Here is a 26329-nt window from a genome sequence, read left to right as displayed (position 1 = left end):
ACCCATTGTCGGCGATACCGAACGGGCAGGGGATATCCCGCTCGCCGCGCCGTCGCCGCAACAGGCAAAATGGCCGCTTCCATCGGGAGCCCGCATGCCACTGGACGACACCGCCGCCACGCACGCCGCGCGGCGCCCCCGGCGCTGGACGCGCCTGCTGCCGTGGCTGCGCTGGGGTACGGTGGCGCTGCTGTCGAGTCTGTTGTTGCTGGACCTGGCGTTCCCGCTGCCGCTGCCGAAGTCGCGCGACACCTCGACCCTGGTGGTGGCCGCCGACGGCACCCCGCTGCGTGCCTTCGCCGACAGCAACGGCGTCTGGCGTTATCCGGCCACGCCGGACAGCGTCTCGCCGCTGTACCTGCAGGCGCTGCTGAACTACGAGGACCGCTGGTTCTGGCAGCACCCCGGGGTCAATCCCTGGGCGCTGCTGCGCGCGGCCAAGCAGTGGCTGTTTTCGCGCCACATCGTCTCCGGTGGTTCCACCCTGACCATGCAGGTGGCGCGCATCCTGATGCCGCCCGAGGTCAGTACGCGCACGCCGTGGGGCAAGGCCCAGCAGGCGCTGCGTGCGCTGCAGCTGGAAGCGCACCTGAGCAAGCGGCAGATCCTGCAGTTGTACCTGGAGCGCGCGCCTTACGGCGGCACCATCGAAGGCGTGGAGGCGGCGAGCTGGGCCTACCTGGGCAAACCGGCCGCGCGTCTGTCGCAGGCCGAGGCGGCGTTGCTGGCGGTACTGCCGCAGGCGCCAAGCCGGTTGCGTCCGGACCGGCATCCGGAGGCGGCGCGCGCGGCGCGCGACAAGGTGCTCGAACGCATGGTCGCGCTGCGCGTGTGGCCGCGCGCACAGGTCGACGATGCGCGCATCGAACCGGTGGTGGCGCGCTCGCTGCAGACGCCGCTGCACGCCGCGCTGCTGGCCGAGCGCCTGCGTCAGCAGCGCCCGCACGCCGCGCACATCGTCTCCACCCTCGACGCGGACCTGCAGCGCACGCTGGAGGACCGGGTCAGCGCCTACTTCTCGCAATTGCCCGAGCGCACCTCGGCGGCCTTGCTGGTGGTGGACAATCGCGACCTGCAGGCGCGCGCCTACATCGGCTCGGTGCAGTTCGGCGACCGCCGCCGGCTCGGCGACGTGGACATGGTGCAGGCCTGGCGGTCGCCCGGCTCCACGCTCAAGCCGTTCCTGTACGGCATGGCCCTGGACGATGGCCTGATCCACTCCGAAAGCCTGCTGGTCGACGCGCCGCAGAGTTTCGGCGACTACCGCCCGGGCAATTTCGACGAAGCCTTCAACGGCCCGATCGGTGCGGCCAGCGCGCTGCGCCTGTCGCTCAACGTGCCGGCGGTGGACCTGCTCGACCGAGTCGGTCCGGCGCGCTTCGCCGCGCGCCTGAGCAACGCCGGCATCGGCCTGAAGTTCCCGCGCGGCAGCACGCCCAACCTGGCGCTGATCCTCGGCGGCACCGGCGCCAAGCTGGAGGAACTGGTCGGCGCCTTCGCCGCGCTCAACCGCGACGGCATCGCCGGCCACGTGCGCTACAGCGCAACCGACAAGCGCATCGAACGGCGCCTGATGTCGCCCGGCGCGGCCTGGATCGTGCGCGAGATGCTCGAGGCCAATCCGCGTCCGGGCTACGGCGTCGGCACCTTCGACGTCGGGACGCGCCCGCGGGTGGCCTGGAAGACCGGCACCAGCTACGGCTACCGCGATGCCTGGGCGATCGGCAGCACCCGCCGCTACACCGTCGGCGTGTGGGTTGGCCGTCCCGACGGCACGCCGCTGCCCGGCCAATACGGCGCGGTGACCGCCTTGCCGCTCATGTTCGAGACCATCGACAGCCTGCCGCGCCTGCGCGGCGACAACGCACCGAGGCCGATGCCGGCGACGGTGCAGCAGGTGGACGTGTGCTGGCCGCTGGGCATCGCCGCCGAGCAGACGCCGCCGGCGTTGTGCCAGCGCCGTTTCTCCGCCTATGCGCTGGACGGCGCCGTGCCGCCGACCTTCGCCGAGCGCGACGCGCGGCTGTGGAGCGCCGGCCGCGAGACCGTGCAGGTGGACGCGCACAGCGGCCTGCGCCTGTCGCCGGACTGCGCGCAACCGCATGAGGCGGTCACCCGCGATTTGGCGCGCTGGCCGGCGCTGCTGACGCCGTGGCTACACGCCAGCGAGCGCCAGGCCGGGCAATTGCCGGCGCTGTCACCGGACTGCCGCGACGACGGCCGCGGTCGCAGCGACGTATTGCGTATCGAAGGCCTCAACGACCGCGCCACCCTGGCACGCGCGCCGGGCAGCACCACGGTGCGTCTGCAGGTACGCGCGCTGGGCACGAGCACCCCGGTGGACTGGCTGCTGGACGGCCGCTGGATCGCCCGCACCGAGGGCGCACGCACCTTCCAACGCGACTTCGCCGACGCCGGCGACCACACCCTGACCGCCCTGGCCAGCAACGGCGCCTGGACCCAGGTACGGTTCCGGGTGTTGCGTTGAGCAGCGGTGGCGCGCGCTCGTAGAAGCCAACTGTCACGCAACGACGACGATCAGAGTAGGCGGGCGATCCGACCTCGGAAGCAGTCGGGACTGAAGTTCCTCCCACAATCGCTCCCGGACACCGATAACCGCGAGTCCCTGGGGGGCGCTTGGCTTTGGCTGTTGCTGTTGCTTTTGACTTGCCGGGTTCCCTTCCGAAGCGGCGGCCAGTACGGGGAAAAACCCCGAAGGGGCGGCGCACATGGATGTGCGCCGTTCGCGGCAGGGGCAGGATGCCCCTTCCGCGAATCCCCGGGCTGGACGCGGACCCGGAGCGCGCAGCGCGGAGGGCGCGAGGCAGGGTGTGCTTGACCAGCCTTCGGCTGTGGTAAAGCGCTTCTTTTGGTTACTTTTCTTTGCACAAGCAAAGAAGCGCTTCTCAGCAGCCGAAGGCTGATCAAAGTAACTCGCCCGCAAGGGCGAAAGCCTTCGCTTTCGCTTGAGATTTGCGTATCGCGCGAAAAGAAAAAAAGCAGGAGCGGCTTCAGCCGCGACAGGCGCCATCGAAACGGCCTGTCGCGGCTGAAGCCGCTCCCACGAAAGCGCTTGAATGCGGAACCGGCTTACTTGCCGATCCAGCCTTCCAGCATGTCCGAGAACTCGTCGGCATGCTCTTCTTCCTGGGCCAGGATGTCTTCCAGGATGCGCTTGGTGGTGGTGTCCTTGTCGCCGACGAAATTGATCATCTCGCGGTAACTGTCGATGGCGATGCGCTCGGCGATCAGATTCTCCTTGACCATGTCGCGCAGATCCTCGCCTTCCTTGTACTCCGCGTGCGAGCGCGCGGTCAGCGTGTCCGGATTGAGGTCCGGCTCGCCGCCCAGCTGCACGATGCGCTCGGCCAGCTTGTGCGCATGCGCCTGCTCCTGCTGCGCGTGCTCCAGGAACTCGGCCTTGACCGCGTCGGCGAGCATGCCGGCGGCCATGAAGTAGTGGCGGTAGTAGCGCAGCACGCACACGTACTCGGTGGCGAGCGCGTCGTTGAGCATCTTGATCACCGCCTCGCGGTCGGCGCTGTAGGTCTTGGTGATCGCACCGTCCTCGATGCTCTGGCGGGCGTTGGCGCGCAGCGTGGCGGTATCGGTCAGGCCGGCAGTGTGCTGCAGCGGCTTGGCATCGGTCTTCGGGGAGGCTGGCTTGTTGGACATGGCTGGCCGTTTCCTGTGGTGGGTAAGGGGAAGGGGAATCAGTCCGGAAGATGCTGCAGTACGTAGTCGGCGGCGGAGACCTTGAACTCGCCCGGCGCCTCGACAAACAGCGCACGCACCACGCCGTCGTCGGCGTACAGTGCGAAGCGGCGCGCCCGCACGCCCATGCCGTAGCTGCTGGCATCCAGTTCGAGGCCCAGCGCCTTGGCGAAGTCGCCGTTGCCGTCGGACAGCATCTGCAGGCCATCCGGCACCAGCTGGCTCTTGCCCCAGGCCTGCATGACGAACGGATCGTTGACCGCCATGCAGTACACCTCGATGCCGCGCTTGCGGAATTCCTCGAAGTGCTCCACGTAGCCGGGCAGGTGCTTCTCGGAACAGGTCGGGGTGAAGGCGCCGGGTACCGCGAACAGCAGCACGCGGCGGCCATCGAACAGGGTGCGCGTGTCCACGGCTTCGACGCCGTCGCGGATGCGCTGCAGCACCACTTCGGGAATGCGTTCGCCGGTCTGGATGGGCATGTCGGGCTCCTTGGATGAACCGAGTCTAGAAACGGAAATGGGAAGGTGGCGTCAACGCCTTGAAAAGCGCCGCGGCAGGCCTATCTGACCGGCATGGACGGCGGGCCGGCCCCGCCGCCGCGAACCGTCCCCTCGGGGGTGTACCTCATTCACGTTTCAGGAGACCACGATGAGCATCGTCCGTTATCGCCAGTGGCCGGCCCAGGCCGCATTCCAGAACGAGATCAAGCAGGTGTTCGACCGCTTCTTCGACCCCAACGGCGGCACCGACGAATCGGCCGTCGTCACCGCGCAGTGGGTGCCGCGCGTGGACATCAAGGAGGAGCCGGAGCGCTTCGTGCTGTACGCCGACCTGCCGGGTATCGACCCGTCGGAGATCGAGGTGTCGATGGACAAGGGCATCCTCTCGATCAAGGGCGAGCGCAAGAGCGAATCGGCCGCCGACACCGAGCGTTTCTCGCGCATCGAGCGCCGCTACGGCAGCTTCCATCGCCGCTTCGCGCTGCCCGACAGCGCCGATCCGGACGGCATTTCCGCCACCGGCTACCATGGGGTGCTGGAAGTGCGCATCCCCAAGCGTCCGGCGAGCACGCCGCGTCGCATCCAGGTCGATACCGGGGCCACGATCGTGCAGTAAGCGCCTGCTCGCAGCGGCGCCGCCACCGCGACGCCGCGCCCTCGCCGCCGGCCGTAGAATGGCCGGGCGATGGCGCAGTGCATGCAACCGGCCCGTTGCCGCAAGGCGGCGGGCCGACTCTTTTTGAGGTGATGGATGGAATTCAAGGATTACTACGCGACCCTGGGCGTGGAACCCAGCGCCGGCGATGCCGAGATCAAGACCGCGTACCGGCGGCTGGCGCGCAAGTACCATCCCGATGTCAGCAAGGAGCCTGGGGCCGAAGAGAAGTTCAAGGCGATCAACGAGGCCTACGAGGCCTTGCGCGACCCGCCCAAGCGCGCCGCCTACGATCAGTTGCGCGCGCAGGGCTACCGGCCGGGCGAGGAGTTCCACGCGCCGCCGAACTACGGCGGCGCGCAGGGCTTCGACTTCGAGGAAGTGTTCGGCAACGGCGGCGCCGGTGGCGGCTTCAGCGATTTCTTCGAGAGTCTGTTCGCCCGCCAGCAGCGTGCCCGCCAGGGCGGCGCCGGCCCCGGCCCGGGACCCGGCGCGCCGCGCGGCGACACCCGCGCCAAGCTGGCGGTGCCGCTGGAGGCGGTGTACGCCGGCGACAGCGTGCGCATCACCATCAACGGCAAGCAGTTGGACGTGCGCGTGCCCAAGGGCGTGCGCCCCGGCCAGGTGATCCGGCTGGGCGGGCAGGGCAACGGCGGCAGCAACCTGCTGCTGGAGATCGAGTACGCCGCGCATCCGCAGTTCGAGGTGGACGGCCGCAACATCCTCTACACCCTGCAGGTGACGCCCTGGCAGGCGGCGCTGGGCACCAGCATCAGCGTGCCGACCCTGGGCGGGGCGGTGGAACTGAAGATTCCGCCCGAGTCCGACGCCGGCCGCAAGCTGCGCCTGCGCGGCCGCGGCCTGCCCGGCACTCCGCCGGGCGACCAGATCGTCGAACTGGAAGTGCTGGCGCCGGCGCCGGAAACCGAAGCGCAGCGCAAGGCGTATCGCGGGTTGGCCAAGGCGTTTGGCGAGGCCGTATGAGGTGAGGCGGGATTGGGGAGTCGGGATTGGGGATTCGCAAAAGCGGGCTCCCGTCGCGCTGTGGCGTCGTAGGAGCGGCTTCAGCCGCGACAGGCGTTACCGGTAACGCCCGTCGCGGCTGAAGCCCCTCCTACAAGGCGCGCCGAGTGCAATGCGGCCTTACGCCGCGCACTCAAACGCCGCCCAGAAACCCGCCCCTACGAATCCCCATTCCCCAATCCCCAATCCCGGCTTCTACGGCGCATCCTCGCCACTGAACACACGCTCGATCACCTCGTACAGCTCGTCCTCGGAGAACGGCTTGGTGATGTAGGCGCGGGCGCCCTGGCGCATGCCCCACATGCGGTCGGTGTCCTGGTCCTTGGTGGTGACCAGGATCACCGGGATGTTCTGCGTGGTCGGCTCGCGGCGCAGGGTGCGGGTGGCCTGGAAACCGTTGAGGTTGGGCATCACCACGTCCATCAGCACCAGATCCGGCAAGGCCGCCTTGGCCGCTTCCACGCCGGCGGCGCCGTCGGTGGCGGTGATCGTTTCGTGCCCCAGTTTTTCGACGATGCGCTGGATGCCCAGCAACTGCGACGGCGAATCGTCGACGATCAGAATGCGTGCCATGTGGTTCCCCCTAGGAGGCTCCGAGTGTAGAGGCAGCGGCGCGAAGGCGGAAAGCGTTGCGTGTCACAAAGCGTCGGCGTGGCTACGCGCTCGCATCCAGCCGCACCACGGTGCGCCCGAACGACTGCCCGGCCAGCATCGTCGCGAACACCTCCGGCAGGCCGGCCAGGTCCACTTCGCGGGTGCAGATCGTCTCCAGGTGGCGCGGCTTCCAGTCGCTGCCCAGGTGCTGCCAGATGCGGTCGCGCAGGTCGCGGGCGGTGCCGGCCGAGCCGATGCCCAACAGCGACACCCCGCGCAGGATGAAGGGCATCACCGTCATGTCCAGCTCCGCGGTCGCGGCCAGCCCGGCGCTGGCGACGTTGCCGTACGGTGCCGTCTGCGCCAGCAGGCTGGTCAGCATCGCCCCGCCCACGTTGTCCAGGCCGCCGCCGAAGCGCACCGATTCCAGCGGCCGGCTGGTCTGCAGGGCCTCGCGGCCGAGCACCTGGGTGGCGCCCCAGGCCTTGAGCTGCTCGGCGCGCTCGGCCTTGCCGCTGACCGCATGCACTTCGAAGCCGGCGCGGCTGAAGATGTCGACCGCCAGCGAGCCGACCCCGCCGGTGGCGCCGGTCACGCACAGCGGGCCGAGCGCCGGGGTCTGGCGGTTGTCGAGCAGGCGCAGCAGCGCCAGCGCCGCGGTGAAGCCGGCGGTGCCCAGCACCATGCTCTCGCGCAGGCTCAGCCCGGCCGGCAGCGGCACCACCCACTTGGACTCCAGGCGCACGTACTCGCTGTAGCCGCCGTCGCGGGTCTCGCTGAGGCCGCAGCCGGTGACCAGCACCGCGTCGCCTTCCTTGAACGCCGGCTCGCGGGAGGCGACCACGTGCCCGGCCACGTCGATGCCGCCGACCAGCGGGAAGCGGCGCAGGATCTTGCCCTGGCCGGTGCCGGCCAGCGCGTCCTTGAAGTTCACCGACGACCAGGCGGCGCGGATCACCACTTCGCCCTCGCTGAGCTGGTCCAGGGACAGCGGGACGAGGCCGGCGTGGTAGCCGGTGGCGTCCTGATGGATGCGGAAGGCGGAGAACTGGGCGGGAACGGACATGGAACACCTTGGTCGGCACGCAGGAATGCACCAAGATACCCTTTCGAAACGGCGGGTCTGCCCCATCTTGTAGAATCGGCGACTCATTATCCGGTGACCGGCGCGTGACCGACGCGTCGCCACCTTCCTTCTTGGAGCATGCATGGCCTGGAACACACCTGGCGGCAAGGGCGGAGACGGCCCCGACAATCACGGGCGCGGTCCCTGGCCGCCGCGTGGCGGCAATGGGGGAGGCAGGTGGGGCGGGTTGCCGGGTCCGTTGAAGGACCTGTTCGGCGATGGCGGCGGCATCGGCCGCTGGATCCTGGGTGCGGTGGTGCTGGTGCTGCTGTTCAGCAGCTTCCAGTTGATCGGCGAGCAGCAGCGCGGCGTGGTGCTGCGTTTCGGCCAGTTCTCGCGGATTCTGCAGCCTGGCCCGAACTTCAAGCTGCCGTGGCCGATCGAGACTGTGCGCAAGGTCGATGCCACCCGCATCAAGACCTTCGACAGCCAACTGCCGGTGCTGACCGGCGACGAGAATATCGTCAACGTCTCGCTCAATGTGCAGTACCGGGTCGAGGACCCGCGCACCTACGTGTTCGGCGCGCGCAACGCCGACCTGGTGCTGGAGCAGGCCGCGCAGAGCGCGGTGCGCGAACAGATCGGCCGCTCGGATCTCAACACGGTGCTCAACAACCGCGGGCCGATGGCCGTGGCCGCGCGCGAGCGCCTGCAGGCCGCGCTGAAGGCCTATCACACCGGCCTGATCGTGACCGGCCTGACTCTGCCCGACGCGCGTCCGCCGGAGGAAGTGAAATCGGCGTTCGACGAGGTCAACGGCGCCCAGCAGGTCAAGGAGCGGCTGATCAACGAGGCCCAGGCCTACGCCGCCAAGGTGGTGCCGGAGGCGCGTGGCCAGGCCGCACGCACCCGCACCGTCGCCGAAGGCTACAAGGAAGCGGCGATCGCCCGCGCACAGGGCGACGCCGAGCGCTTCACCCTGCTGCAGCAGCAGTACCAGAACGCGCCGGAGGTCACCCGCAAGCGGCTGTGGCTGGAGACGATCCAGCAGGTGCTGGCGGAGAACCGCAAGGTCATCGGCGGCGACGGCCGCCAGCTGATCTACGTGCCGATGCCCGCCGACAGCAAGGCGCCGGCCGCGGCGACGCCGCCGGCGCCGACCACGTCGCTGCCGACGGTGCCGCAGGACGTGTTGATGCCGGCGTTGAACAGCAGTTCGGCCGAGAGTGTCCGCAACCCGGAGCGCACGCCGCGCCCGACCGGCCGTGAGGAGATCCAGCGATGAAACTGTCATTGTGGGCGGGCATTGCCGTCGTCGCGCTGTTCGCGCTGCTCAGCTCGGTGTTCGTGGTGCCCGAGGACAAGGCGGCGATGGTGCTGAACCTGGGCCGCGTGGTGCGTGCCGATCTCAAGCCGGGCCTGCACTTCAAGGTGCCGCTGGTGGAATCGGTGCGCATGTTCGACCGCCGTTTCCAGGTGATCGACACCAACCCGGCGCGCTACTTCACCGCCGAGCAGAAGGACGTCAGCGTCAGCTTCTTCGCCATCGGCTACATCTCCGACGTGCGCGCCTTCTATCGCGCCACCACCGGCGGCGACGAGAAGGTGGCCAACAGCCTGCTGGCGCCGATCATCACCGACTCGCTGCGCAACCAGATCAACTCGCGCACCCTGCAGCAGCTGGTGTCCGGCGACCGCAGCGAACTGATCGCCAAGCAACTGGTGGCGATCAACGCGGCCAGCAAGACCCTGGGCATGCAGATCGTCGACCTGCGCATCAAGCAGATCGACCTGCCGACCGACAGCCAGGTGATCACCGACGTGTACGAACGCATGCGCGCGCAGCGCAAGCAGGAAGCAGCCAAGCTGCGCGCCGAAGGCGAGGAGCAGGCACTGACCATCCGCGCCCAGGCCGACCGCGAGAGCACGGTGCTGGTCGCCGAGGCCGAGCGCGACGCGCAGAAACTGCGCGGCGAAGGCGATGCCGAGGCCGCCAGCGTGTACGGCAAGGCCGGCTCCGCCGACCCGTCGTTCTACGCCTTCTACCGCAGTCTGGAGGCCTACCGCGGCGCCATGGCCGACGGCAACGGCGTGATCGTGCTCGACAAGAACGATCCGTTCCTGCAATACCTCAAGAGCGATCGCTGAGTGGCGGGATTGGGGAGTCGGGATTGGGGATTCGCAAAGGCGGGTCCCCGGTCTCTGACGTCGTGCAGGATGGCCGGTTGCAGACGCCGGTACCCGGCGCAGGAAGTCTTTTGTGGGAGCGACTTCAGTCGCGACGGGCTTCACCGGGAAGGCTTGCGGCACTTCAGCCGCTCCTGAACGATCAAGCCGCTTCAGCGTCGACGCGGCCCACCCATCCCCGCTCGCCGAGACCCCCATGCACGATCTGATCGCCGCGGTGTGCCTGGTCGTCGTCTTCGAAGGTCTGATCCTGTTGGTCGCGCCGGAGGCCTGGAAGCGGATGGTGCAGCAGATGCTGGCCATGCCGACCAGGCAGTTGCGGATCGCTGGCGGCGTAGCTCTGGCGGTGGGATTGATGGCCTTGCTGTGGGTTCGCGCCTGACAGCATTCTGATCGTGCCCGATGGGCAGGTCGCTGAACGCGGCAGGGGCAGGGGTGGTGACCGCCACCCAAAACCCGGATAATGCACAAAAGCCGGCCGGGCCCGCTCCATGTGAGCGTCTCGACCGGCTTTTTCCGTGTATGGGTCCTGCCGCCGCCTGGACGCTCCCCGATGGAGCGGCCGCACCGGTGTCGGTCGGTCCCCGCACGGCCACCACATCCGCGTGGCCCCGACGGTCGCGCAGCAAACCAGGAGTTACCCAGCCATGGGTCAGTCAGTTGTCGTGCTCGGCGCCCAGTGGGGCGATGAAGGCAAAGGCAAGATCGTCGATCTGCTCACCGAGGAAATCGGTGCCGTCGTGCGTTTCCAGGGCGGCCACAATGCCGGCCACACCCTCGTCATCAACGGCAAGAAGACCGTCCTGCACCTGATCCCGTCCGGCATCCTGCGCGCCGACGCGCTGTGCCTGATCGGCAACGGCGTGGTGATCTCCCCGGCCGCGCTGCGCAAGGAAATCGAGGAGCTGGAGACCTCCGGCGTGGAAGTGCGGTCGCGCCTGAAGATCTCGCCGGCCGCGCCGCTGATCATGCCGTACCACATCGCCCTGGATCAGGCCCGCGAGAAGGCCGCCGGCGGCAAGGCCATCGGCACCACCGGCCGCGGCATCGGCCCGGCCTACGAAGACAAGGTGGCGCGCCGCGGCATCCGCGTCGCCGACCTGCATTACCCGCCGCAGCTGGAAGAGCTGCTGCGCACCGCGCTGGACTACCACAACTTCGTGCTGACCAAGTACCTGGGCGTGGAAGCGGTCGACTTCCAGAAGACCTTCGACGAAGCGCTGGCCTTCGGCGAGTACGTGCAGCCGATGAAGTCCGACGTGGCCGGCATCCTTCACGACCTGCGCAAGCAGGGCAAGCGCGTGCTGTTCGAAGGCGCGCAGGGTGCGCTGCTGGACATCGACCACGGCACCTATCCCTACGTCACCAGTTCCAACACCACCGTCGGCGGCGCACTGGCCGGCACCGGCGTGGGCGCGCAGGACATCGACTACGTGCTGGGCATCGCCAAGGCCTATGCCACCCGCGTCGGCGGCGGCCCGTTCCCGACCGAACTGGACGACGAGATCGGCCAGGGCATTCGCGACCGCGGTGCCGAGTACGGCGCCTCCACCGGCCGTCCGCGCCGCTGCGGCTGGATGGACATCGTCGCGCTCAAGCGCGCGGTGGCCATCAACGGCATCTCCGGCCTGTGCATCACCAAGCTCGACGTGCTCGACGGCATGGAGAAGCTGAAGGTGTGCATCGCCTACGAATACCGCGGCAAGCGCACCGAGTACGCGCCGCTGGACGCGCAGGGCTGGGAAGAGTGCACCCCGGTGTACCTGGAGTTCCCGGGCTGGAGCGAGAACACCCACGGCATCACCGTGTGGGACGAACTGCCGCCCGCCGCCCGCGCCTACCTGCGTGCGCTGGAGGAACTGGCCGGCTGCCCGATCTCGATCGTCTCCACCGGTCCGGACCGCGAGCACACCATGGTGCTGCAGGATCCGTTCGCCTGAGGCGGGCAGCACGCGACTCCTTCTCCCGCATGCGGGAGAAGGAAGTGCCGAGTCTCCAGAAAGCCCCGCGACAGCGGGGCTTTTTATTTCGCGCCGCACACGGATACGCGTAATGCGGTGCGCTGTGCATGCACGTGGGAAGGGCAGCTGACCGAGCAGCGTGCGCGCGCTTTCTGGTTGCTCGATGCGATCGGAGTTGCCGGAGTGCCGTTGCGGACACCGCAGTCCGCGTCCATCTGCGGCTGCCGCAAAGCTGCGCTAGCATTCCGCGCGGCGCCCGCATGCCGCCACTCGACAAGGACGACCGCCGATGTTCGCTGCACTGTTCGACACGCTGTTCCGCCGCACGCCCAGCCCCGACGCCTTCGCCAGGCTGTACACCGATGCCCTGCGCGCGCGGGGCTATCGCGAGGAGCTGGTCTATCAGCCCGACGCGTTCCGACTGGTCGGCGGCAATGGCTACACCATCTATCTGCACAACGCCTATCAAGCCTACAGGACCGCGACGCGCAAAGGCCGCGCCGAGGCATTGCGCGCCTATGTGACGTCCTCGCTCAACGCGCAGGAAGAGAGTGGCCGGGAAAAGACATTCGACGAGGTGCGCGCGACGCTGATGCCGGTGATCCGCAATCGCGGCATGTTCGAGGAGCTGCGGCTGGAGCACCTGCTGGAGAAAGGCCTCGATGCGCCATTCCCATATGCATGGCGCGACATCGCCGAGGATTGCGTCGAGCTGCTGGCGCTGGATCTGCCGGATACGATCTCCACGCTATTCCAGGGGCCGCGCGCGGCATGGGGGATCACCCTGGACGAAGGCCTGGCGATCGCCCGCGACAATCTGCGCGACGCGACCGCCGACCATTTCGTCGAAGTCGCACCCGGGGTGTTCCGCGGCGCATGGCAGGATGCCTACGACACCAGCCGCGCGTTGCTGCCCGACGTGCTGTACCGCGTTCCGGTGGCGGGCAATCCGCTGTTCATGCTGCCGGCGCGTGACTGCCTGCTGGTGGTGGGCGATCGCGACGCCGCCGCCATCGGTGCGATGCTGGAACTGAGCGTGGAAGCGGCCGCGCAGGGCCGCAACGTCTCCGCGCTGGTGTTCACTTACGACCAGGCACGCCGCATGGTGCCGTTCGCGCTGGCGTCGCCCGAGCACCGCCAGCGCCAGGCGGACCTGCGCCGGCTGCTGGACGCGCCTGCCTATGCCGATCAGAAGGCGGCGCTGGACAAGCTCCACGACGCGACCGAGCAGGACATCTTCGTCGCATCGTTCAGCGTCTACCAGGAGCGCGACGACGGCGCGCGGCAGTTTTCGCTCTGCACCTGGACCAAGGGCGTCGATACGTTGTTGCCCAGAGCCGACCGGATCGCCCTGGTCGTCCCGCGCGACGACGCCGAGGAGGACGCGGTCGTCCTGGTGTCCTGGGACGAGGCTGTTGCCGCGTTCGGCGACCTGATGGAGCCCCAGCCGCCGCTGTATCCGCCGCGTTACCGCGTGCGGGCGTTTCCCGATGACGCGCAGCTCAGGCAGCTGACGCCGCTGTGATGGGACTTGGGGGGGCGGAGTTGGGGGATGCATGGATGTGCTGCGTGCTCGGACCCTCACCCCAACCCTTCTCCCGGTGGGAGAGGGGCTAGTTGCGGTCCCACGGGTAAAGGCGCGTGCAGGCGTAGCGTAAGTAACGTGGCTTCTTGCATGGGATGGAGCTCAAGAAATCGCCCGTATGGCCGATAGCCTTGCACGGGTCGGCGTTGTTGCGCGCCGGCAACGGCGTGCGTGGGACCAGAGTGCGACGATATCCGCCGCATTCACGGATCCGGCGTGTGCTGCGGCATCTTGGGGAGAACGGCAGTGCGCAGTCGCTTGATCTTGCAGTCGCTCAGGATGCTGCTGTGTGGGAGTGTGCTGGTGTCGTCCGCGGTGGCGCACGCGGCCGCGATGCAGCGGTGCGCACCGGCGCAGGCGTTGCCGGCCTGCGTGGCGGCGGTGCGTGCCGCAGACCCGGCGGCCGCGCTGCAGATGGGCATACCGGCCTGGGACGCCGCGGCTGACAAGCAAGGCTCGATCGCGCTCGGCCTGGAACTGGTCGATGCGGCCGCCGCCGCGGGCCAGCCGAACAGGGTGGTCTCCATCGGCTCGGCGCTGCTCGCCCAGCCGTTGTCGCCGCAACAGCGGGTGCGCCTGTTCACGCAACTCAATGCCGAGATCTGGCGGCCGCGCGACGCGCTCCGCATCGCGCAGCTCGAAGGCGAGATGCGGCGGCTGGAAACGGAACTGCCGCACGATCCCCACATCGCCGAGCTGTGGCGACTGCTGGCCCGCTCCTACTACAAGATGGGTGCGCAGGACGACGCCTTGCGGGTCGCCCGCATCGCATTGTCCAGAGTACGTCGGCATCCGGATCCGGTGGAATACAAGGCCAACCAGACCGTGTTCCTGGTGTCGGCTCAGCAGGGGCGCATGCCCGATGCCATCGCCGCCCTGCTCGAGGCGGAGCGTGTGGTCAAGGCACTGGGCATGCCCGACGACGTCTCCATGCTGCACAACGCCACCGGCGTGTTCATCTATGCCCACGAATGGAAAAAGGCGATCGCCTACGGCCAGCGTGCGCTCGCTGCCTACGATGCGATGCCGTACAAGGACCTGACGCGCGCGGACATACTCAACAACCTGGGCACGGCCTATCAGGGCGCAAACGAACTGCAGCGCGCCGAAGCGATCTACCGGCAGGCGTTGGCGGCGGGACGTGCCGATGGCAAGACGTCGCTGATCGGATTGCTGAACAACCTGGGCAACGTACTCGCGCTGCAGCATCGCCCGCGGGAGGCGTTGCCCTTGTTGCGCGAAGCGGCCGCGATGCTGGAGGGGGCGGCGCCAGGCGGCGACCATGGCGAGGGAGGCATCGTCTATTCCACGCTCGGCAACGTTCTGGCCGATCTCGGCCAACGCGACGCCGCGGCCGCCGCGTTCGAGCGCGCGCGGCAGATGTTCACGCAGTGGGACAACGTCCCCCGGCGGCTGGAACTGTACCCGCGCATGATCGACAACCTCGACGCACTCGGCCGCGACCGCGAGGCGCTTGCCCTCATGCGCGAGTACAAGGAGGTCAACGACAAGGCGGTGAACGTCGAATCCAAGACCCGGATCGCCGAGCTCGAATCGGCGGTGGACCTGGCGCGCAAGAACAGCGAACTGGCCGCACTTGCCCGCACCCGTGCCGCCGAACAGGCGGCGTATGCGCAACTGCAGGCGCGCGCGCAGCGCCAGCGCAGCGTGCTCTACGGTCTACTCGCCGCACTCCTGGCGCTGGCCGGCTTTTTCCTGCTCAAGGTGCGCGAAGGCCGTGCGCGTCGGCGCATCAACGCGGAACTGGCGCGCAAGAACGAGGAGATCCAGGCGCAGCACCGCGAACTGGAACAGCTCGCCGCCACCATCCGTCGCCAGAGCGAGGAAGACGCCCTCACCGGCCTGCGCAATCGCCGCTACGTCACCGCCTGGCTGCAGGCGCGCGAGGCTGCAGCGACGCCCGAGCGCACGCAGGAACCGCTGCTGATCGCCCTGCTGGACATCGACCACTTCAAACGCGTCAACGACCTGCACGGCCACGAAGGCGGCGACCACGCCCTGATACGACTGGGCGATCTGCTGCGCGAGTGTGCACGCAGCTCGGACATCATCGCCCGCTGGGGCGGCGAAGAATTCCTGTGGATCTGCCCGGGCGGTACCCTGGCCGACGCCCCGCGCCTGTTCCGCCGCCTGCGCGAGCGCCTGCAGGCCGACCCCCTGGTACGCCCGACCGGCCGCATTGCCCTCACCGTGTCGATGGGCGTGAGCCTGTTCCCCACCCACCCCGGTGGCGACTGGCCGCTGAGCCTGCGCATCGCCGACGCCGCCCTGTACCGCGCCAAGCATGCCGGCCGCGATCGTTGGGTGGGGTTGACGTTGGACGGGGTGGTCACATATCTCGGCGCCGATGTGTCGCTGGAGACCCTGGAGGCGGAGGGGCTGCTGCGGCAGACCGAGGGTGGGGGCGATGGAGTGGTGTTTCTGGTGGGGCAGGGAGTGGTGTGAGTTAGCGCTGGGAGGGATGCAAGATCAAAGCGGATCAAGCAACGAAATATACCCAAAAAGGGCAAATAAATACCCATAATGGGAAGAAAATTGTCCATGTGGGTAGTAAGCTGCACCGCATGGTCAACAACCTGCTCAATCCCGCGGGCGTAGGCGAGGCGCTGCGCTCTTCCCGCGCGCTGACGCTGGGCCTGGCGGATGCCTTGTTCACTCGCACCCAGCAACGCGTGTTAGGCCTGTTGTACGGTCAGCCTCAGCGCAGCTTCGGTGTCGGCGAACTGATCGCCGCTGCCAGCGGCGGCTCCGGCGCCGTGCAGCGCGAACTGACCAAGCTGGCCGACGCCGGCTTGCTCACGGTACAGCGCATCGGCAACCAGAAGCGCTACCAAGCCAATCCGCATTCGCCCATCCACGACGAGCTGCTCGGCATCGTGCAGAAGACCATCGGCTTGGCCGGCCCGCTCGGCGAGGCCTTGCAGCCCATCGCCGACGACATCGTGGCCGCCTTCGTCTACGGATCGGTCGCCAAGCACAGCGACACCGCGCGCAGCGATATCGACCTGATGGTGATCTCCGATACGCTGGGCTATGCCGACCTGATGCGCGCGCTGGATGGCATGCAGGCGCGGCTGGGCCGCCCGGTCAATCCCACGCTGTACACGCGTGCCGACTACGCCAAGCGCCTGCGCGACGAAAACGCATTCCTGCAGCGGGTGCTGCAGCAACCCAAGATATGGGTAATTGGAGGCATGGATGACCTCGCCACTTGAAAACCTGTCTGGCCCCGGCAAGCAACTCAGCGCCGAACCGACCGACCAACGCGAATTCGATGGCCTGATCCGCTCCGGCCTGGCCCGCCTGGGCGACGCCAAGAACGCCACGCTGGCCCTGGAAAGCCGCTTCGACCTGGCCTACAACGCTGCGCACGCGCTGTGCCTGGCAGCGCTGCGCGCCAAGGGCTATCGCGCCAACAACCGCTACATCGTGTTCCAGGTGTTGCCGCACACCTTGGGCCTGGGGCCGGAGGTGTGGCGGGTGCTGGACAAATGCCATCACCAACGCAACGTCGCCGAGTACGAGGGCGAAATGGATGTGAGCGAGCGGCTGGTGCTGGATTTGATTGCGGCGTGCGATGCGGTGCGGGTGGCGCTTGGGCTTGACGCATAGGTCAGCGCTGCGGGATGAAGCAACCATTCCTGCAAGGAGCATCGCAATGGCGAAATCCAACCAGCGAAATATCCGGCCCACGTCAGCGATGAAACCTGCGTCCTCTCCTTCGCTTCGGCTCGATCCGGCGCTGTGCGAGGAGGCAGAAGGTACATCGCATTTCGTCGCACGTGGGTTGGCATCCCGCGCCGAGGCCCGTCGCTCGGGTCGCTATGTCGAGGCAAACGACGTGTTGGCGGCGTTGCAGTCCCGGTTGGACACGGCACGCAAGGTTTAAGCCGGGAGCCTAGCGGTAAGCCCCCAGCGTGAAGGCGGCTATCATTGAGCGCGCGTCCCGCACCCTATACACCGGAGACATGGAAAGCCGATGGCCAACATCACCAAGCGCCGCAAAGGCGAGCTGATTCGCATGCTGTTCCAGATCCTCAAGGCACAGCCGGAGGGTATGCGCGCCAGCGACGCGCTGGAGGTGCTGGCGAAGCAGGTCGCGATGACCGAGTACGAGGCAGGGGATTACCAGACCGGTGGCCGCCGCTTCGAGAAGATCGTGCGCTTCAGCACCGTGGCGCCGGTGAAGGCCGGTTGGATGGTCAAGGATAAGGGCATCTGGACCCTGACGCCCGATGGCGAAGCCGCCTTGCAGACCTATCCAGACCCCGAACAGTTCACCCGCGCGGTCGGCCAGCTCTACCGCAAATGGAAGAGCGCCCAGCCGGACCCCGTCGAGGACGAGGAGGGCGAGGAAGAACTCGGCGAAGGCTCGGCCACCATCACGCTGGAAGAGGCCGAAGAGAGGGCCTGGACCGAGATCGAGGCGTACCTGGCGGCGATGCCGCCATACGACTTTCAGGAACTGGTCGGCTCACTGCTGAAGGCGATGGGCTACCACGTCGCCTGGATCGCCCCGCCCGGCAAGGACGGCGGCACCGACATCATCGCCTACAACGACCCGCTCGGCACCCGGCCGCCGCGTATCAAGGTGCAGGTCAAGCGCAATGCCAACTCCCCGCGCATCGACGTGATGGGTTTGCGCAGCTTCATGGCCGTGCTCGGCGAGGGCGACGTGGGCCTATTCGTGGCCTTGTCCGGCTTCACCAAGGATGCGGACTATGAGGCGCGGCAGTCGCATCGGCGTATCAGCCTGATCGATGCGCGCAAGCTGCTGGGGTTGTGGACGGCGCATTACGCCCAGCTCGACGACATCGCCCGCGCGCGTCTGCCGCTAAAACCGGTGTGGTTTCTTGCTGGGGGCGAGTGACGGCGGGCTGGCACGCCCTGTGCCTGATCGGAGTGCTATGTGGCATGAGCGCGCTGCGGTGATCGCCGAGGCAGTCGCGCCCAAGGCTGGGCGCGTGCCACTGGCGCATCTGGCCTGTGCTGAATGAGTGCACCGGCCGAGCGCTGGTCGGCACCTTCTCGACCCGCCAAGGTCTGGGTCATACAATGGCATCGCGAGATTCCTACGGCCTGATGCTGGCCTCAAGTCTCCCTTGAGCGGAGATTTTTTCATTCGGCAATGGGCTGCCCAGAGACATGAAGTTGCCCTGGCCATTAGGCTCTCCGTTATCTACGTTCAACAAGGTAAGCCGGGTAGCATCTATGCACGTCAGGGAAAGCGCAATTGAGCAGGAACTCCTCGTCAAGTTGGGCGAGCTGAAGTACACCTTGCGTCCGGATATCCGCGATCGCAACGCGCTGGAATGCAACTTCCTGGACAAGTTTGACGCGCTTAATCGGGTCTATCTAACCAATGGTGAGCGCACGCGTCTGCTCGACGAAATCGTCACTGATGACGTTTTCATCGCTGCGCAGCGTCTACGAGAAATCTCTACCTTCATCCGGGACGACGGCACGCCGCTGCACTACACCCTGGTCAATACCCGCGATTGGTGCAAGAACACCTTCGAGGTAGTCAGCCAACTGCGCATCAATCACGACTCTAGCCACCATCGCTACGACGTGATTCTGCTGATCAATGGCGTGCCGGTTGTACAGGTCGAGCTGAAGACGTTGGGCATCAGTCCGCGACGGGCCATGCAGCAGATCGTTGACTACAAATCGGATCTTGGCAACGGCTACACACGCACGTTGCTGTGCTTCATGCAGCTATTCATCGTCAGCAACCGCACCAATACCTACTACTTCGCAAACAACAATCCGCGCCACTTCAACTTCAGCGCGGATGAGCAGTTCCTGCCGGTCTATCAGTTCGCTGATGAGGCCAACAACAAGATCAGTCACTTGGATGCCTTCGCCGACGCTTTCCTGGCCAAGTGCGCTTTGGGGCAGATGCTTAGCCGCTACATGGTGCTCGTGGCCAGCGAGCAAAAGCTGTTGATGATGCGGCCCTACCAAATCTACGCAGTCAAAGCCATCGTCGATTGCATCGACAAGAACGGCGGCAACGGCTATGTCTGGCATACCACCGGTAGCGGCAAGACGCTGACCTCGTTCAAGGCATCCACCCTGCTCAAAGACAACCCGGACATCGAGAAGTGCCTGTTCGTGGTGGATCGCAAGGATCTGGATCGGCAGACCCGCGAAGAATTCAATCGCTTCCAGGAAGGATGCGTAGAGGAGAACACCAACACCGAAACCTTGGTGCGCCGGCTGCTCTCCGACGACAAGGCCGACAAGGTGATCGTCACTACCATCCAGAAGCTGGGTCTTGCGCTGGATGGCGCCAACCGGCGCAATTACGCCCAGCGGCTGGAACCTTTGCGCAGCAAGCGGATGGTATTCATCTTCGACGAATGCCATCGTTCCCAGTTCGGCGAGAACCACCAAGCTATCAAGGAGTTTTTTCCTGCTGCGCAGTTGTTCGGTTTCACGGGTACGCCGATCTTCGAGGAGAACGCCTCCAGCGTGCAGCGCGAGGGCAAAGAGAAGCGCCTGCGCACCACCCAGGATCTGTTCCAACGTCAACTGCATGCCTACACCATCACCCACGCCATTGACGACCGCAACGTGCTGAAGTTCCACGTTGACTACTTCAAGCCAGATGGCGAGCGACCTCCCAAAGCAGGCGATGCACTGCCCAAGCTCAAGGTCATCGAAAAGATCTTGGAAAAACATGACGCCGCAACTGCGCAGCGCCGTTTCAACGCGGTGCTGGCCACTGCTTCGATCAATGAAGCCATCGAGTACTACGACCTATTCGACAACGTCCAAGCCCAGCGCCAGGCTTGCGACCCCGACTTCCGGCCTCTGAAGATTGCCTGCGTGTTCTCCCCGCCGGCGCAGGCGGTGGCGGCCGAGGGCGGCGACGAGGCGGTCCGAAGTGCGGCCGACGTGCGGCAGCTGCAGGAAGACCTGCCGCAGGAGCAGGCTGACAATCGCGAGGATCCGGACGGCAAGGCCGCCGCGCTCAAGCGGATCATCGCAGGCTACAACGCCCGTTATGGCGGCAACTTCCGCATCGGCGAGTTCGACGGCTACTACAAGGACGTGCAGCAGCGCATCAAGCTGCAGCAGATTCCAGATACCGACTTGCCCGGCAAGGGCGCAGAGAAGATCGACATCACGATCGTTGTGGACATGTTGCTCACCGGCTTCGACTCCAAGTATCTCAATACCCTGTATGTGGACAAGAGCCTCAAGCATCACGGCCTGATCCAGGCGTTCTCGCGCACCAACCGCGTGCTCAACGACTCCAAGCCTTACGGCAACATCCTCGACTTCCGCCGGCAACAGACGCAGGTGGACGAGGCCATTGCGCTGTTCTCCGGCGAGAAGGGGGACAGAGCGCGCAGGATTTGGATGGTGGACCCGGCGCCCAAGGTCATCGAGCAGCTTAGCGAGGCGATGCAGCAACTGGAGACGTTCATGCAATCGCAGGGCCTGCACAACCGGCCCGAGCAGGTCGCCAACCTGCGCGGAGACGCTGCCCGCAGCCAGTTCGTTACCCTATTCAAGGAAGTGCAACGGCTCAAGACCCAGGTGGACCAGTACACCGACATTACGCCTGAGCAGCAAGCGCTGGTGGATGCGGTGGTCAGCCCGGATGACCTGCGCGCCTGGCGCGGCACGTATCTGGAAACCGCGCAGCGGCTCAAGGCCCAGCAGCAGACCCAGGGTGAGTCCGCACTGCAGGAAGTGCAGAATCTGGACTTCGAGTTCGTGCTGTTCGCCTCCAACCTGATCGACTACGACTACATCATGGCCCTGGTGGCGCGCGACAGCGGCAAACCGCCGGCCGAGCGCAGCATGACCCGCGAGCAGTTGATTGGCCTGATTCAGGCCGACGCCAAATTCATGGACGAGCGCGAAGTGATTGCCGACTACCTCCGTGGCCTGCCGACCGACCGGGCGCTCGACGAGGCTGAGATCCGGAAAGGCTACGAGGCGTTCAAGGCGCGCCGCAACGCCGAACTGCTGCAGGGCATCGCCCAGGCGCACGGTCTGGACCCTGAGCAATTCCGCGTTTTCGTGGACGACATCCTGCGTCGGCGCGTATTCGACGGCGAAGCGCTGAGTGTGTTGATGGCGCCTCTGGATCTGAGTTGGAAGGAACGTACTCGGCGCGAATTGGCATTGATGGAAGATCTGGGGCCTGTGCTGGAGCGGCTGGCGCAGGGGCGGGAGATCGCGGGGTTGAGTGCGTATGCAAACTAAGGCAGAGGGTGCGGCGATGTGCTTGGAGGGCGCGCAAGGGGTTCAGCGCTGGATGCGATTTCCTAATTTTTCGGGGGAATGGGCGACAAAAAGAATTGATGAGGTTGCAGACCTCTACAAAGGAAAAGGTATCGCCAAGGCCGAAGTTAGTAGCGACGGTGTTCATCAATGCATTCGATATGGCGAGCTTTACACGGTTTATGAAGAAGTTATTGAAAATGTTCTGTCAAGGACCTCGCTGCCATCAGATTCGCTATTCTTCAGTGAGCCATACGACGTTATCATCCCGTCATCGGGTGAAACAAGGGAGGATATTGCCACGGCTGCCTGTGTCGTTCCTGGTGGTGTTGCATTAGGTGGCGATCTCAACGTCTTGCGTCCGCGCGAGAATGGAATTTTCCTTAGTTATTATCTCAATGGACCCCTTGCGGCCACTATTGCTCGAGTGGCTCAAGGAGACTCAGTGGTCCATCTTTACCCGCACCAAATTGAGAAGCTTCCGATAAAAGTCCCCTCTCCGGAGGAGCAAGGAAAAATATCCGAGTGCCTATCTTCCTTGGACGACTACATACGCAGAGAAACCCGCAAGCTCGACGCCCTCAAGACTCACAAGCAGGGTCTGATGCAGCAGCTTTTTCCCACTGAAGGCCAGTACTTGCCGCGGCTGCGCTTCTCGGGGTTTGAGAGTGGCTGGAAGCGCAAGCCGCTAGGAGAAGTGTGCGAAGTTCTTCAGGGCTATGGATTTCCTGAGGTATTGCAGGGCAAAGTCAGTGGGAAATATCCTTTTTGTAAAGTGAGCGATGTTTCGAGGGCTGTTGCTAATGATGCGGGCTTGCTCTTTTCTGCTGCGAATTATGTGGACGACATAGAGCTATTGCAGTTGAGGGCAAAGTTGATTCCTGAGGGTGCCACGGTATTTGCCAGAATTGGTGAAGGACTTCGTTTAAATAGGCGCGCTTTCGTGTTGAAGGAGTGTTTGATCGATAACAATGTTGTGGGTATAAAGGCATTTAATGGGGTTGCTGATGATTACTTTTTATATTTATTAAGTCAGCTGGTTGATCTTAATGAATATTGTGGCGGTGCTATCCCGTCCGTAAACAAAACTACCTTGGAGTCGGTTGAGGTGATGGTGCCAGGGCAGGATGAGCAAGAACGTATAGCGTCCTGTGTGCGCTCTCTTGATGGTGTTATCGCAGCGCAGTCACGCCAGATCGTCGAGCTGCGGAAACACAAGCAGGGTCTGATGCAGGGTTTGTTCCCTGCCATGACGGGTACTAAACCATGAGTCCGCCACCAAAATTTTCGGATCTGTCCGCGCTCGCAGTCCACATGCGGACAACACTTAACGGCCCAGCAAACGCATCTGAAAAGGCCAAGCGCTTCGTGCTGCTATACGGGCACAATGGCGTAGGCAAGACCCAGCTGTCCATGGCGTTCAAGAACATCGGCCGGCACGGCGATGAGCGCGACACCCTGTACTTCAATGCCTACACCGAGGACCTGTTTGGTTGGGATAACGACTTGGTCGGCGACAGCGACCGAAAATTGGTTCTCAACAAAGAATCCCGTTTTTTTGACGGCTTGCGCGAGCTGGAAATGGACACCCGCATTCGTCCACTGCTGCAACGCTACGCGGACTTCGATTTCCAGATCGATGCGGAAGCCGGGCTGGTGCGCTTCTATCCGAAAGGCAATGCCGAGCAGCCTATCAAGATTTCCCGTGGCGAGGAGACCATGTTCATTTGGTGCTTTTTCTTGGCCATCGTGCAACTGGCAATGGATGGGGCGGATGCTTATCGATGGGTGAAGTACATCGTCATCGACGATCCTATTTCCTCGCTCGACGAACACAATGCCATTGTTGTGGCCAATCACCTTGGGCAATTCCTAGCGCGGAAAGACCACAACATCAAGACGGTGATCTCAACCCATCACGCCCTGTTCTTCAACGTGCTGTGGAACGAGATCAGACTGATCGATCGCAACAAGTTCCAGCCATGGTTGTTGTCGCGCGCGCGCGCAACGGACGAGTTCGCGCTGACCTATAGCGGTGACACGCCGTTCTTCCATCATCTGGCCTTGCTGGAGGAACTGTGTCGTGCCCGTGACTCGGGCCAGATCTACACGCATCACTTCAACGCGCTGCGCGGCTTGTTGGAGAAGGCGCAGATCTTCCACGGCCACGACAAGTTCTCGGTGTGCATAAAACAGGATGCAAGCGATGATCCTGATGCCACGCTGTACGGTCGCGTTGTCAACATCATGAGTCACGGAAATTATTCGTTCTACGATCCTGTGGAGATGCTTCAGGAGAACAGGGAGCATTTCGAGAAGGTGCTCGACGATTTTCTGGAGTTCTACCCGTTTAACAGAGCTTTGCTCGCTAGCGTTGAGGCGGGCGCGGAAAATTCCGCGCCTGATCAAGTGAGTCTAGGCGGCTCTCGCGATCAGAGGGAGGGGCAATGACCAAGCGGATCATCGTCATTTCTGGCCCGAATGGCGCGGGAAAAACGACGTTCGCCCGTGTTTTTTTGCCAGAGGACGCGCAATGCCCACGCTTCATCAATGCCGATTTGATTGCAGCCGGGCTTTCGCCATTCGCGCCTGAGGCCGAGGCGGTCAAGGCCGGCCGCCTGATGTTGGAGGAAATCGATGAGTGCGTGAAGCGCGGGGAAAGCTTTGCATTTGAGACGACGCTGTCTGGTCTCGCCTATCGCCGGCACATCGACCGATGGCGATCGCTTGGCTACCATGTCAGCCTCTATTTTCTTTCGCTGCCCAGCGCGGAAGCTGCCATCGGACGTGTCGCCGAACGGGTCAAGCAAGGCGGCCACAGCATTCCGGAACCCATCATCCGGCGCCGTTTTGCCGCCGGGTTTCACAATTTCCATCATCACTACAAGGCCCGGGTAGACGCATGGGCCTTGTACGACAATGCCGGTCCAGAGCCAGTGCTGCTGGAGTGGGGAGAAAATACATGAAAACGCAGGATCTGTACAAAGCAAGAAGCCCGGAGCTTCGTGCGTCGTTGGCTGCATTGCAGCGGGCTGCTGCGTTGGCACGCAAGACCGCGATCCAGACCAATACCGACTTGTTGGTTGTGAAGGATGGAAAGCTGATCCGGATTTCTGGGGAACAGCTGCGCCTAGACGATAAATCGAAAACTGTATGACCCACGACGAGAAAAACAAGCTAGGTAAGCTCCTTTGGAGCATTGCCGACAAGCTGCGCGGCAGCATGGACGCGGACGACTTCCGCGACTACATGCTGGCCTTCCTGTTCCTGCGTTATCTGTCGGACAACTACGAAGCCGCTGCGAAACGGGAACTGGGCGAGGACTATCCCGAGCTAGAGGAAGGCGATCGCCTAGCACCGTTGTCGTTTTGGTATGCCGACAACAAGGCTGACGTGCCTGCGTTCGAGAAGCAGATGCGGCGGAAGGTGCATTACGTGATTCCTCCGGATTACCTCTGGACCAATATCGCCGAATTGGCGAGAGAGCAGGATGAAGATCTGCTAGGGACGTTAGAGGATGCGTTCAAGCACATCGAAGAGAGATCGTTCGAAAGCACCTTCCGAGGGCTGTTCTCTGAAATCAATCTGAATTCCGAGAAGCTGGGCAAGACGCGCAAGGCGCGCAATGCGCAACTCGTCAAGATCGTGGGCGAAATTGCGAAGGGATTGGCTCAGTTTTCCACTGACAGCGATACGCTGGGTGATGCCTACGAGTATCTGATCGGTCAGTTCGCGGCCGGGTCAGGCAAGAAGGCGGGCGAGTTCTACACGCCACAGCCGATATCGGACATTCTTTCGGCCGTCGTCACCTTGGACGGGCAGAACCCCGCGGCAGGACCGCGCGAGCATATGGATCAGGTGCTGGACTTCGCCTGCGGGTCTGGTTCTTTGCTACTCAACGTGCGCAAGCGCATGGGCCCGCACGGCATCGGCAAGCTGGTAGGGCAGGAAAAGAACGTCACCACCTACAACCTGGCGCGCATGAACATGCTGCTGCACGGGGCAAAGGATTCGGAGTTCGCGATTCATCACGGCGACACGCTGATCAACGACTGGGACTGGTTGCGCGAGTCCAACCCAGCGCTTATGCCGCGTTTCGATGCGGTCGTGGCCAACCCGCCTTTCAGCTACCGCTGGGACCCAGACAAGGCGTCTCCGGAAGACATGCGCTTCCGCAACCACGGCCTGGCGCCAAAATCGGCAGCAGATTTTGCGTTCCTCCTGCACGGCTTCCATTACCTGAAGGACGATGGCGTAATGGCCATCATTCTTCCGCACGGCGTGCTGTTCCGCGGTGGCGCAGAGGCGCGCATCCGCACCAAGCTGCTCAAGAACGGCCACATCGATACCGTAATCGGGCTGCCGGCCAACTTGTTCTATTCCACTGGTATTCCGGTCTGCATCCTTGTGCTGAAAAAGTGCAAACAGCCTGATGACGTGCTGTTCATCAATGCTGCCGAGCATTTCGAGAAGGGAAAACGCCAAAATCGCTTGTTGCCCGAGCACATCGCCAAGATCGTCGATACCTACCAGTACCGGAAGGAAGCGCCACGCTACGCGCGTCGTGTGGATATGGCGGAGATCGAGCGCAACGATTTCAACCTCAATATTTCTCGATATGTCAGCACGGCGCAGGCGGAGGAAGAAATCGACCTTGTTGCCGTACATGCGAATCTGGTAGAGATCGAGAAGGACATCGCAGAAGCGAAGCGGCGGCACAACGCGTTTCTGGCCGAGTTGGGCTTGCCTCCGTTGCCATAGGTGTGACGATGTTTG

23 protein-coding genes are annotated in these 26329 nt (G+C 64.6%); 19 read left to right on the top strand and 4 right to left on the bottom strand.

Translation table 11 applies throughout. From position 1 onward, the window contains the following. Positions 1-94: 94 nt before the first annotated feature. Positions 95-2488, top strand: coding sequence for a penicillin-binding protein 1C (gene pbpC, locus SLW55_RS01535; protein ID WP_320744391.1), 2394 nt, complete (start codon positions 95-97; stop codon positions 2486-2488). 602 nt (positions 2489-3090) lie between these two features. Here pbpC and SLW55_RS01530 read toward each other — a convergent pair. After that, the gene (locus SLW55_RS01530; protein ID WP_019801047.1) at positions 3091-3675 is read right to left on the bottom strand and encodes a ferritin-like domain-containing protein; all 585 of its coding nucleotides are present in this window, start codon (positions 3673-3675) and stop codon (positions 3091-3093) included. 38 nt (positions 3676-3713) lie between these two features. Then, entirely contained in the window at positions 3714-4196 is a 483-nt protein-coding gene (locus tag SLW55_RS01525) for a peroxiredoxin (RefSeq protein ID WP_010341348.1), read from the bottom strand. 169 nt (positions 4197-4365) lie between these two features. Between SLW55_RS01525 and SLW55_RS01520 the strand changes: the two genes are divergently transcribed. Together SLW55_RS01520 and SLW55_RS01515 are read left to right on the top strand one after the other, a co-directional pair. Beyond that, a complete protein-coding gene (locus SLW55_RS01520) occupies positions 4366-4833 on the top strand; it encodes an Hsp20/alpha crystallin family protein (RefSeq protein ID WP_010341349.1) in 468 nt (155 codons plus the stop codon). Between the two features lie 135 nt (positions 4834-4968). After that, positions 4969-5856: a DnaJ C-terminal domain-containing protein gene (locus SLW55_RS01515; RefSeq protein WP_148829409.1), complete on the top strand. Its 888-nt coding sequence runs from the start codon at positions 4969-4971 to the stop codon at positions 5854-5856. Between the two features lie 234 nt (positions 5857-6090). Here SLW55_RS01515 and pilH read toward each other — a convergent pair whose 3' ends face one another. After that, positions 6091-6468 (bottom strand): twitching motility response regulator PilH, encoded by a 378-nt coding sequence (pilH, locus tag SLW55_RS01510; protein ID WP_010340114.1) that lies wholly within the window; start codon positions 6466-6468, stop codon positions 6091-6093. An 82-nt stretch (positions 6469-6550) separates the two neighbouring features. Next, complete coding sequence (locus SLW55_RS01505; protein ID WP_320744387.1) at positions 6551-7555, bottom strand: acryloyl-CoA reductase; 1005 nt, start codon at positions 7553-7555, stop codon at positions 6551-6553. A gap of 142 nt (positions 7556-7697) precedes the next feature. Between SLW55_RS01505 and hflK the strand changes: the two genes are divergently transcribed. The 16 genes from hflK to SLW55_RS01425 all read left to right on the top strand — a co-directional run bounded on the left by hflK (position 7698) and on the right by SLW55_RS01425 (position 26314). Then, positions 7698-8840, top strand: a complete 1143-nt coding sequence (gene hflK / locus SLW55_RS01500; RefSeq protein WP_026143730.1) for an FtsH protease activity modulator HflK — start codon at positions 7698-7700, stop codon at positions 8838-8840. Next, the gene (locus SLW55_RS01495) at positions 8837-9703 is read left to right on the top strand and encodes a protease modulator HflC (RefSeq protein WP_026144397.1); all 867 of its coding nucleotides are present in this window, start codon (positions 8837-8839) and stop codon (positions 9701-9703) included. The genes hflK and SLW55_RS01495 overlap by 4 nt, the downstream gene beginning before the upstream one ends. A gap of 235 nt (positions 9704-9938) precedes the next feature. Further along, positions 9939-10124, top strand: a complete 186-nt coding sequence (locus tag SLW55_RS01490; RefSeq protein ID WP_267093648.1) for a DUF2065 family protein — start codon at positions 9939-9941, stop codon at positions 10122-10124. A gap of 265 nt (positions 10125-10389) precedes the next feature. After that, on the top strand, positions 10390-11682 hold the full coding sequence (locus SLW55_RS01485) for an adenylosuccinate synthase (RefSeq protein ID WP_010340110.1): 1293 nt from the start codon (positions 10390-10392) through the stop codon (positions 11680-11682). A gap of 310 nt (positions 11683-11992) precedes the next feature. Further along, on the top strand, positions 11993-13228 hold the full coding sequence (locus SLW55_RS01480) for a hypothetical protein (RefSeq protein WP_320744384.1): 1236 nt from the start codon (positions 11993-11995) through the stop codon (positions 13226-13228). A gap of 363 nt (positions 13229-13591) precedes the next feature. Further along, positions 13592-15754: a GGDEF domain-containing protein gene (locus SLW55_RS01475; protein WP_320744381.1), complete on the top strand. Its 2163-nt coding sequence runs from the start codon at positions 13592-13594 to the stop codon at positions 15752-15754. Positions 15755-15852: 98 nt separating this feature from the next. Next, entirely contained in the window at positions 15853-16524 is a 672-nt protein-coding gene (locus tag SLW55_RS01470; protein ID WP_232760428.1) for a transcriptional regulator, read from the top strand. Then, positions 16508-16921 carry a hypothetical protein gene (locus tag SLW55_RS01465; protein ID WP_320744379.1) on the top strand — a complete coding sequence of 138 codons (414 nt, stop codon included), beginning with the start codon at positions 16508-16510 and terminating at the stop codon, positions 16919-16921. The genes SLW55_RS01470 and SLW55_RS01465 overlap by 17 nt, the downstream gene beginning before the upstream one ends. 88 nt (positions 16922-17009) lie before the next feature. After that, positions 17010-17198 (top strand): hypothetical protein, encoded by a 189-nt coding sequence (locus SLW55_RS01460; RefSeq protein ID WP_320744630.1) that lies wholly within the window; start codon positions 17010-17012, stop codon positions 17196-17198. Between the two features lie 90 nt (positions 17199-17288). Continuing rightward, positions 17289-18179: a restriction endonuclease gene (locus tag SLW55_RS01455; protein ID WP_320744377.1), complete on the top strand. Its 891-nt coding sequence runs from the start codon at positions 17289-17291 to the stop codon at positions 18177-18179. A gap of 341 nt (positions 18180-18520) precedes the next feature. Next, positions 18521-21535 (top strand): type I restriction endonuclease subunit R, encoded by a 3015-nt coding sequence (locus tag SLW55_RS01450; protein ID WP_320744375.1) that lies wholly within the window; start codon positions 18521-18523, stop codon positions 21533-21535. Then, positions 21525-22823: a restriction endonuclease subunit S gene (locus SLW55_RS01445; protein ID WP_320744374.1), complete on the top strand. Its 1299-nt coding sequence runs from the start codon at positions 21525-21527 to the stop codon at positions 22821-22823. Before SLW55_RS01450 ends, SLW55_RS01445 begins: the two co-directional genes overlap by 11 nt. Beyond that, positions 22820-24004: an AAA family ATPase gene (locus SLW55_RS01440; RefSeq protein ID WP_320744372.1), complete on the top strand. Its 1185-nt coding sequence runs from the start codon at positions 22820-22822 to the stop codon at positions 24002-24004. The genes SLW55_RS01445 and SLW55_RS01440 overlap by 4 nt, the downstream gene beginning before the upstream one ends. Further along, positions 24001-24519, top strand: a complete 519-nt coding sequence (locus tag SLW55_RS01435) for a zeta toxin family protein (RefSeq protein WP_320744371.1) — start codon at positions 24001-24003, stop codon at positions 24517-24519. The genes SLW55_RS01440 and SLW55_RS01435 overlap by 4 nt, the downstream gene beginning before the upstream one ends. Next, positions 24516-24710, top strand: coding sequence for a hypothetical protein (locus tag SLW55_RS01430; RefSeq protein WP_320744370.1), 195 nt, complete (start codon positions 24516-24518; stop codon positions 24708-24710). The genes SLW55_RS01435 and SLW55_RS01430 overlap by 4 nt, the downstream gene beginning before the upstream one ends. Then, the gene (locus tag SLW55_RS01425) at positions 24707-26314 is read left to right on the top strand and encodes a type I restriction-modification system subunit M (RefSeq protein ID WP_320744369.1); all 1608 of its coding nucleotides are present in this window, start codon (positions 24707-24709) and stop codon (positions 26312-26314) included. The genes SLW55_RS01430 and SLW55_RS01425 overlap by 4 nt, the downstream gene beginning before the upstream one ends. Positions 26315-26329 lie beyond the last annotated feature (15 nt).

The sequence above is a fragment of the Xanthomonas sp. LF06-19 genome (genome assembly GCF_034105425.1).
In the GTDB taxonomy this organism is placed as follows: domain Bacteria; phylum Pseudomonadota; class Gammaproteobacteria; order Xanthomonadales; family Xanthomonadaceae; genus Xanthomonas_A; species Xanthomonas_A sontii.
The sequence above is the reverse complement of the archived record's forward strand: the minus strand, read 5'-3'. Positions and strand labels throughout refer to the sequence as shown.

Excerpts from the sequence above, each read along its gene's own strand:
- pbpC (WP_320744391.1), top strand. The coding sequence starts at position 95 with ATGCCACTGGACGACACCGCCGCCACGCACGCCGCGCGGCGCCCCCGG.
- SLW55_RS01530 (WP_019801047.1), bottom strand. The coding sequence starts at position 3,675 with ATGTCCAACAAGCCAGCCTCCCCGAAGACCGATGCCAAGCCGCTGCAG.
- SLW55_RS01525 (WP_010341348.1), bottom strand. The coding sequence starts at position 4,196 with ATGCCCATCCAGACCGGCGAACGCATTCCCGAAGTGGTGCTGCAGCGC.
- SLW55_RS01520 (WP_010341349.1), top strand. The coding sequence starts at position 4,366 with ATGAGCATCGTCCGTTATCGCCAGTGGCCGGCCCAGGCCGCATTCCAG.
- SLW55_RS01515 (WP_148829409.1), top strand. The coding sequence starts at position 4,969 with ATGGAATTCAAGGATTACTACGCGACCCTGGGCGTGGAACCCAGCGCC.
- pilH (WP_010340114.1), bottom strand. The coding sequence starts at position 6,468 with ATGGCACGCATTCTGATCGTCGACGATTCGCCGTCGCAGTTGCTGGGC.
- SLW55_RS01505 (WP_320744387.1), bottom strand. The coding sequence starts at position 7,555 with ATGTCCGTTCCCGCCCAGTTCTCCGCCTTCCGCATCCATCAGGACGCC.
- hflK (WP_026143730.1), top strand. The coding sequence starts at position 7,698 with ATGGCCTGGAACACACCTGGCGGCAAGGGCGGAGACGGCCCCGACAAT.
- SLW55_RS01495 (WP_026144397.1), top strand. The coding sequence starts at position 8,837 with ATGAAACTGTCATTGTGGGCGGGCATTGCCGTCGTCGCGCTGTTCGCG.
- SLW55_RS01490 (WP_267093648.1), top strand. The coding sequence starts at position 9,939 with ATGCACGATCTGATCGCCGCGGTGTGCCTGGTCGTCGTCTTCGAAGGT.
- SLW55_RS01485 (WP_010340110.1), top strand. The coding sequence starts at position 10,390 with ATGGGTCAGTCAGTTGTCGTGCTCGGCGCCCAGTGGGGCGATGAAGGC.
- SLW55_RS01480 (WP_320744384.1), top strand. The coding sequence starts at position 11,993 with ATGTTCGCTGCACTGTTCGACACGCTGTTCCGCCGCACGCCCAGCCCC.
- SLW55_RS01465 (WP_320744379.1), top strand. The coding sequence starts at position 16,508 with ATGACCTCGCCACTTGAAAACCTGTCTGGCCCCGGCAAGCAACTCAGC.
- SLW55_RS01460 (WP_320744630.1), top strand. The coding sequence starts at position 17,010 with ATGAAACCTGCGTCCTCTCCTTCGCTTCGGCTCGATCCGGCGCTGTGC.
- SLW55_RS01455 (WP_320744377.1), top strand. The coding sequence starts at position 17,289 with ATGGCCAACATCACCAAGCGCCGCAAAGGCGAGCTGATTCGCATGCTG.
- SLW55_RS01450 (WP_320744375.1), top strand. The coding sequence starts at position 18,521 with ATGCACGTCAGGGAAAGCGCAATTGAGCAGGAACTCCTCGTCAAGTTG.
- SLW55_RS01445 (WP_320744374.1), top strand. The coding sequence starts at position 21,525 with ATGCAAACTAAGGCAGAGGGTGCGGCGATGTGCTTGGAGGGCGCGCAA.
- SLW55_RS01440 (WP_320744372.1), top strand. The coding sequence starts at position 22,820 with ATGAGTCCGCCACCAAAATTTTCGGATCTGTCCGCGCTCGCAGTCCAC.
- SLW55_RS01435 (WP_320744371.1), top strand. The coding sequence starts at position 24,001 with ATGACCAAGCGGATCATCGTCATTTCTGGCCCGAATGGCGCGGGAAAA.
- SLW55_RS01430 (WP_320744370.1), top strand. The coding sequence starts at position 24,516 with ATGAAAACGCAGGATCTGTACAAAGCAAGAAGCCCGGAGCTTCGTGCG.
- SLW55_RS01425 (WP_320744369.1), top strand. The coding sequence starts at position 24,707 with ATGACCCACGACGAGAAAAACAAGCTAGGTAAGCTCCTTTGGAGCATT.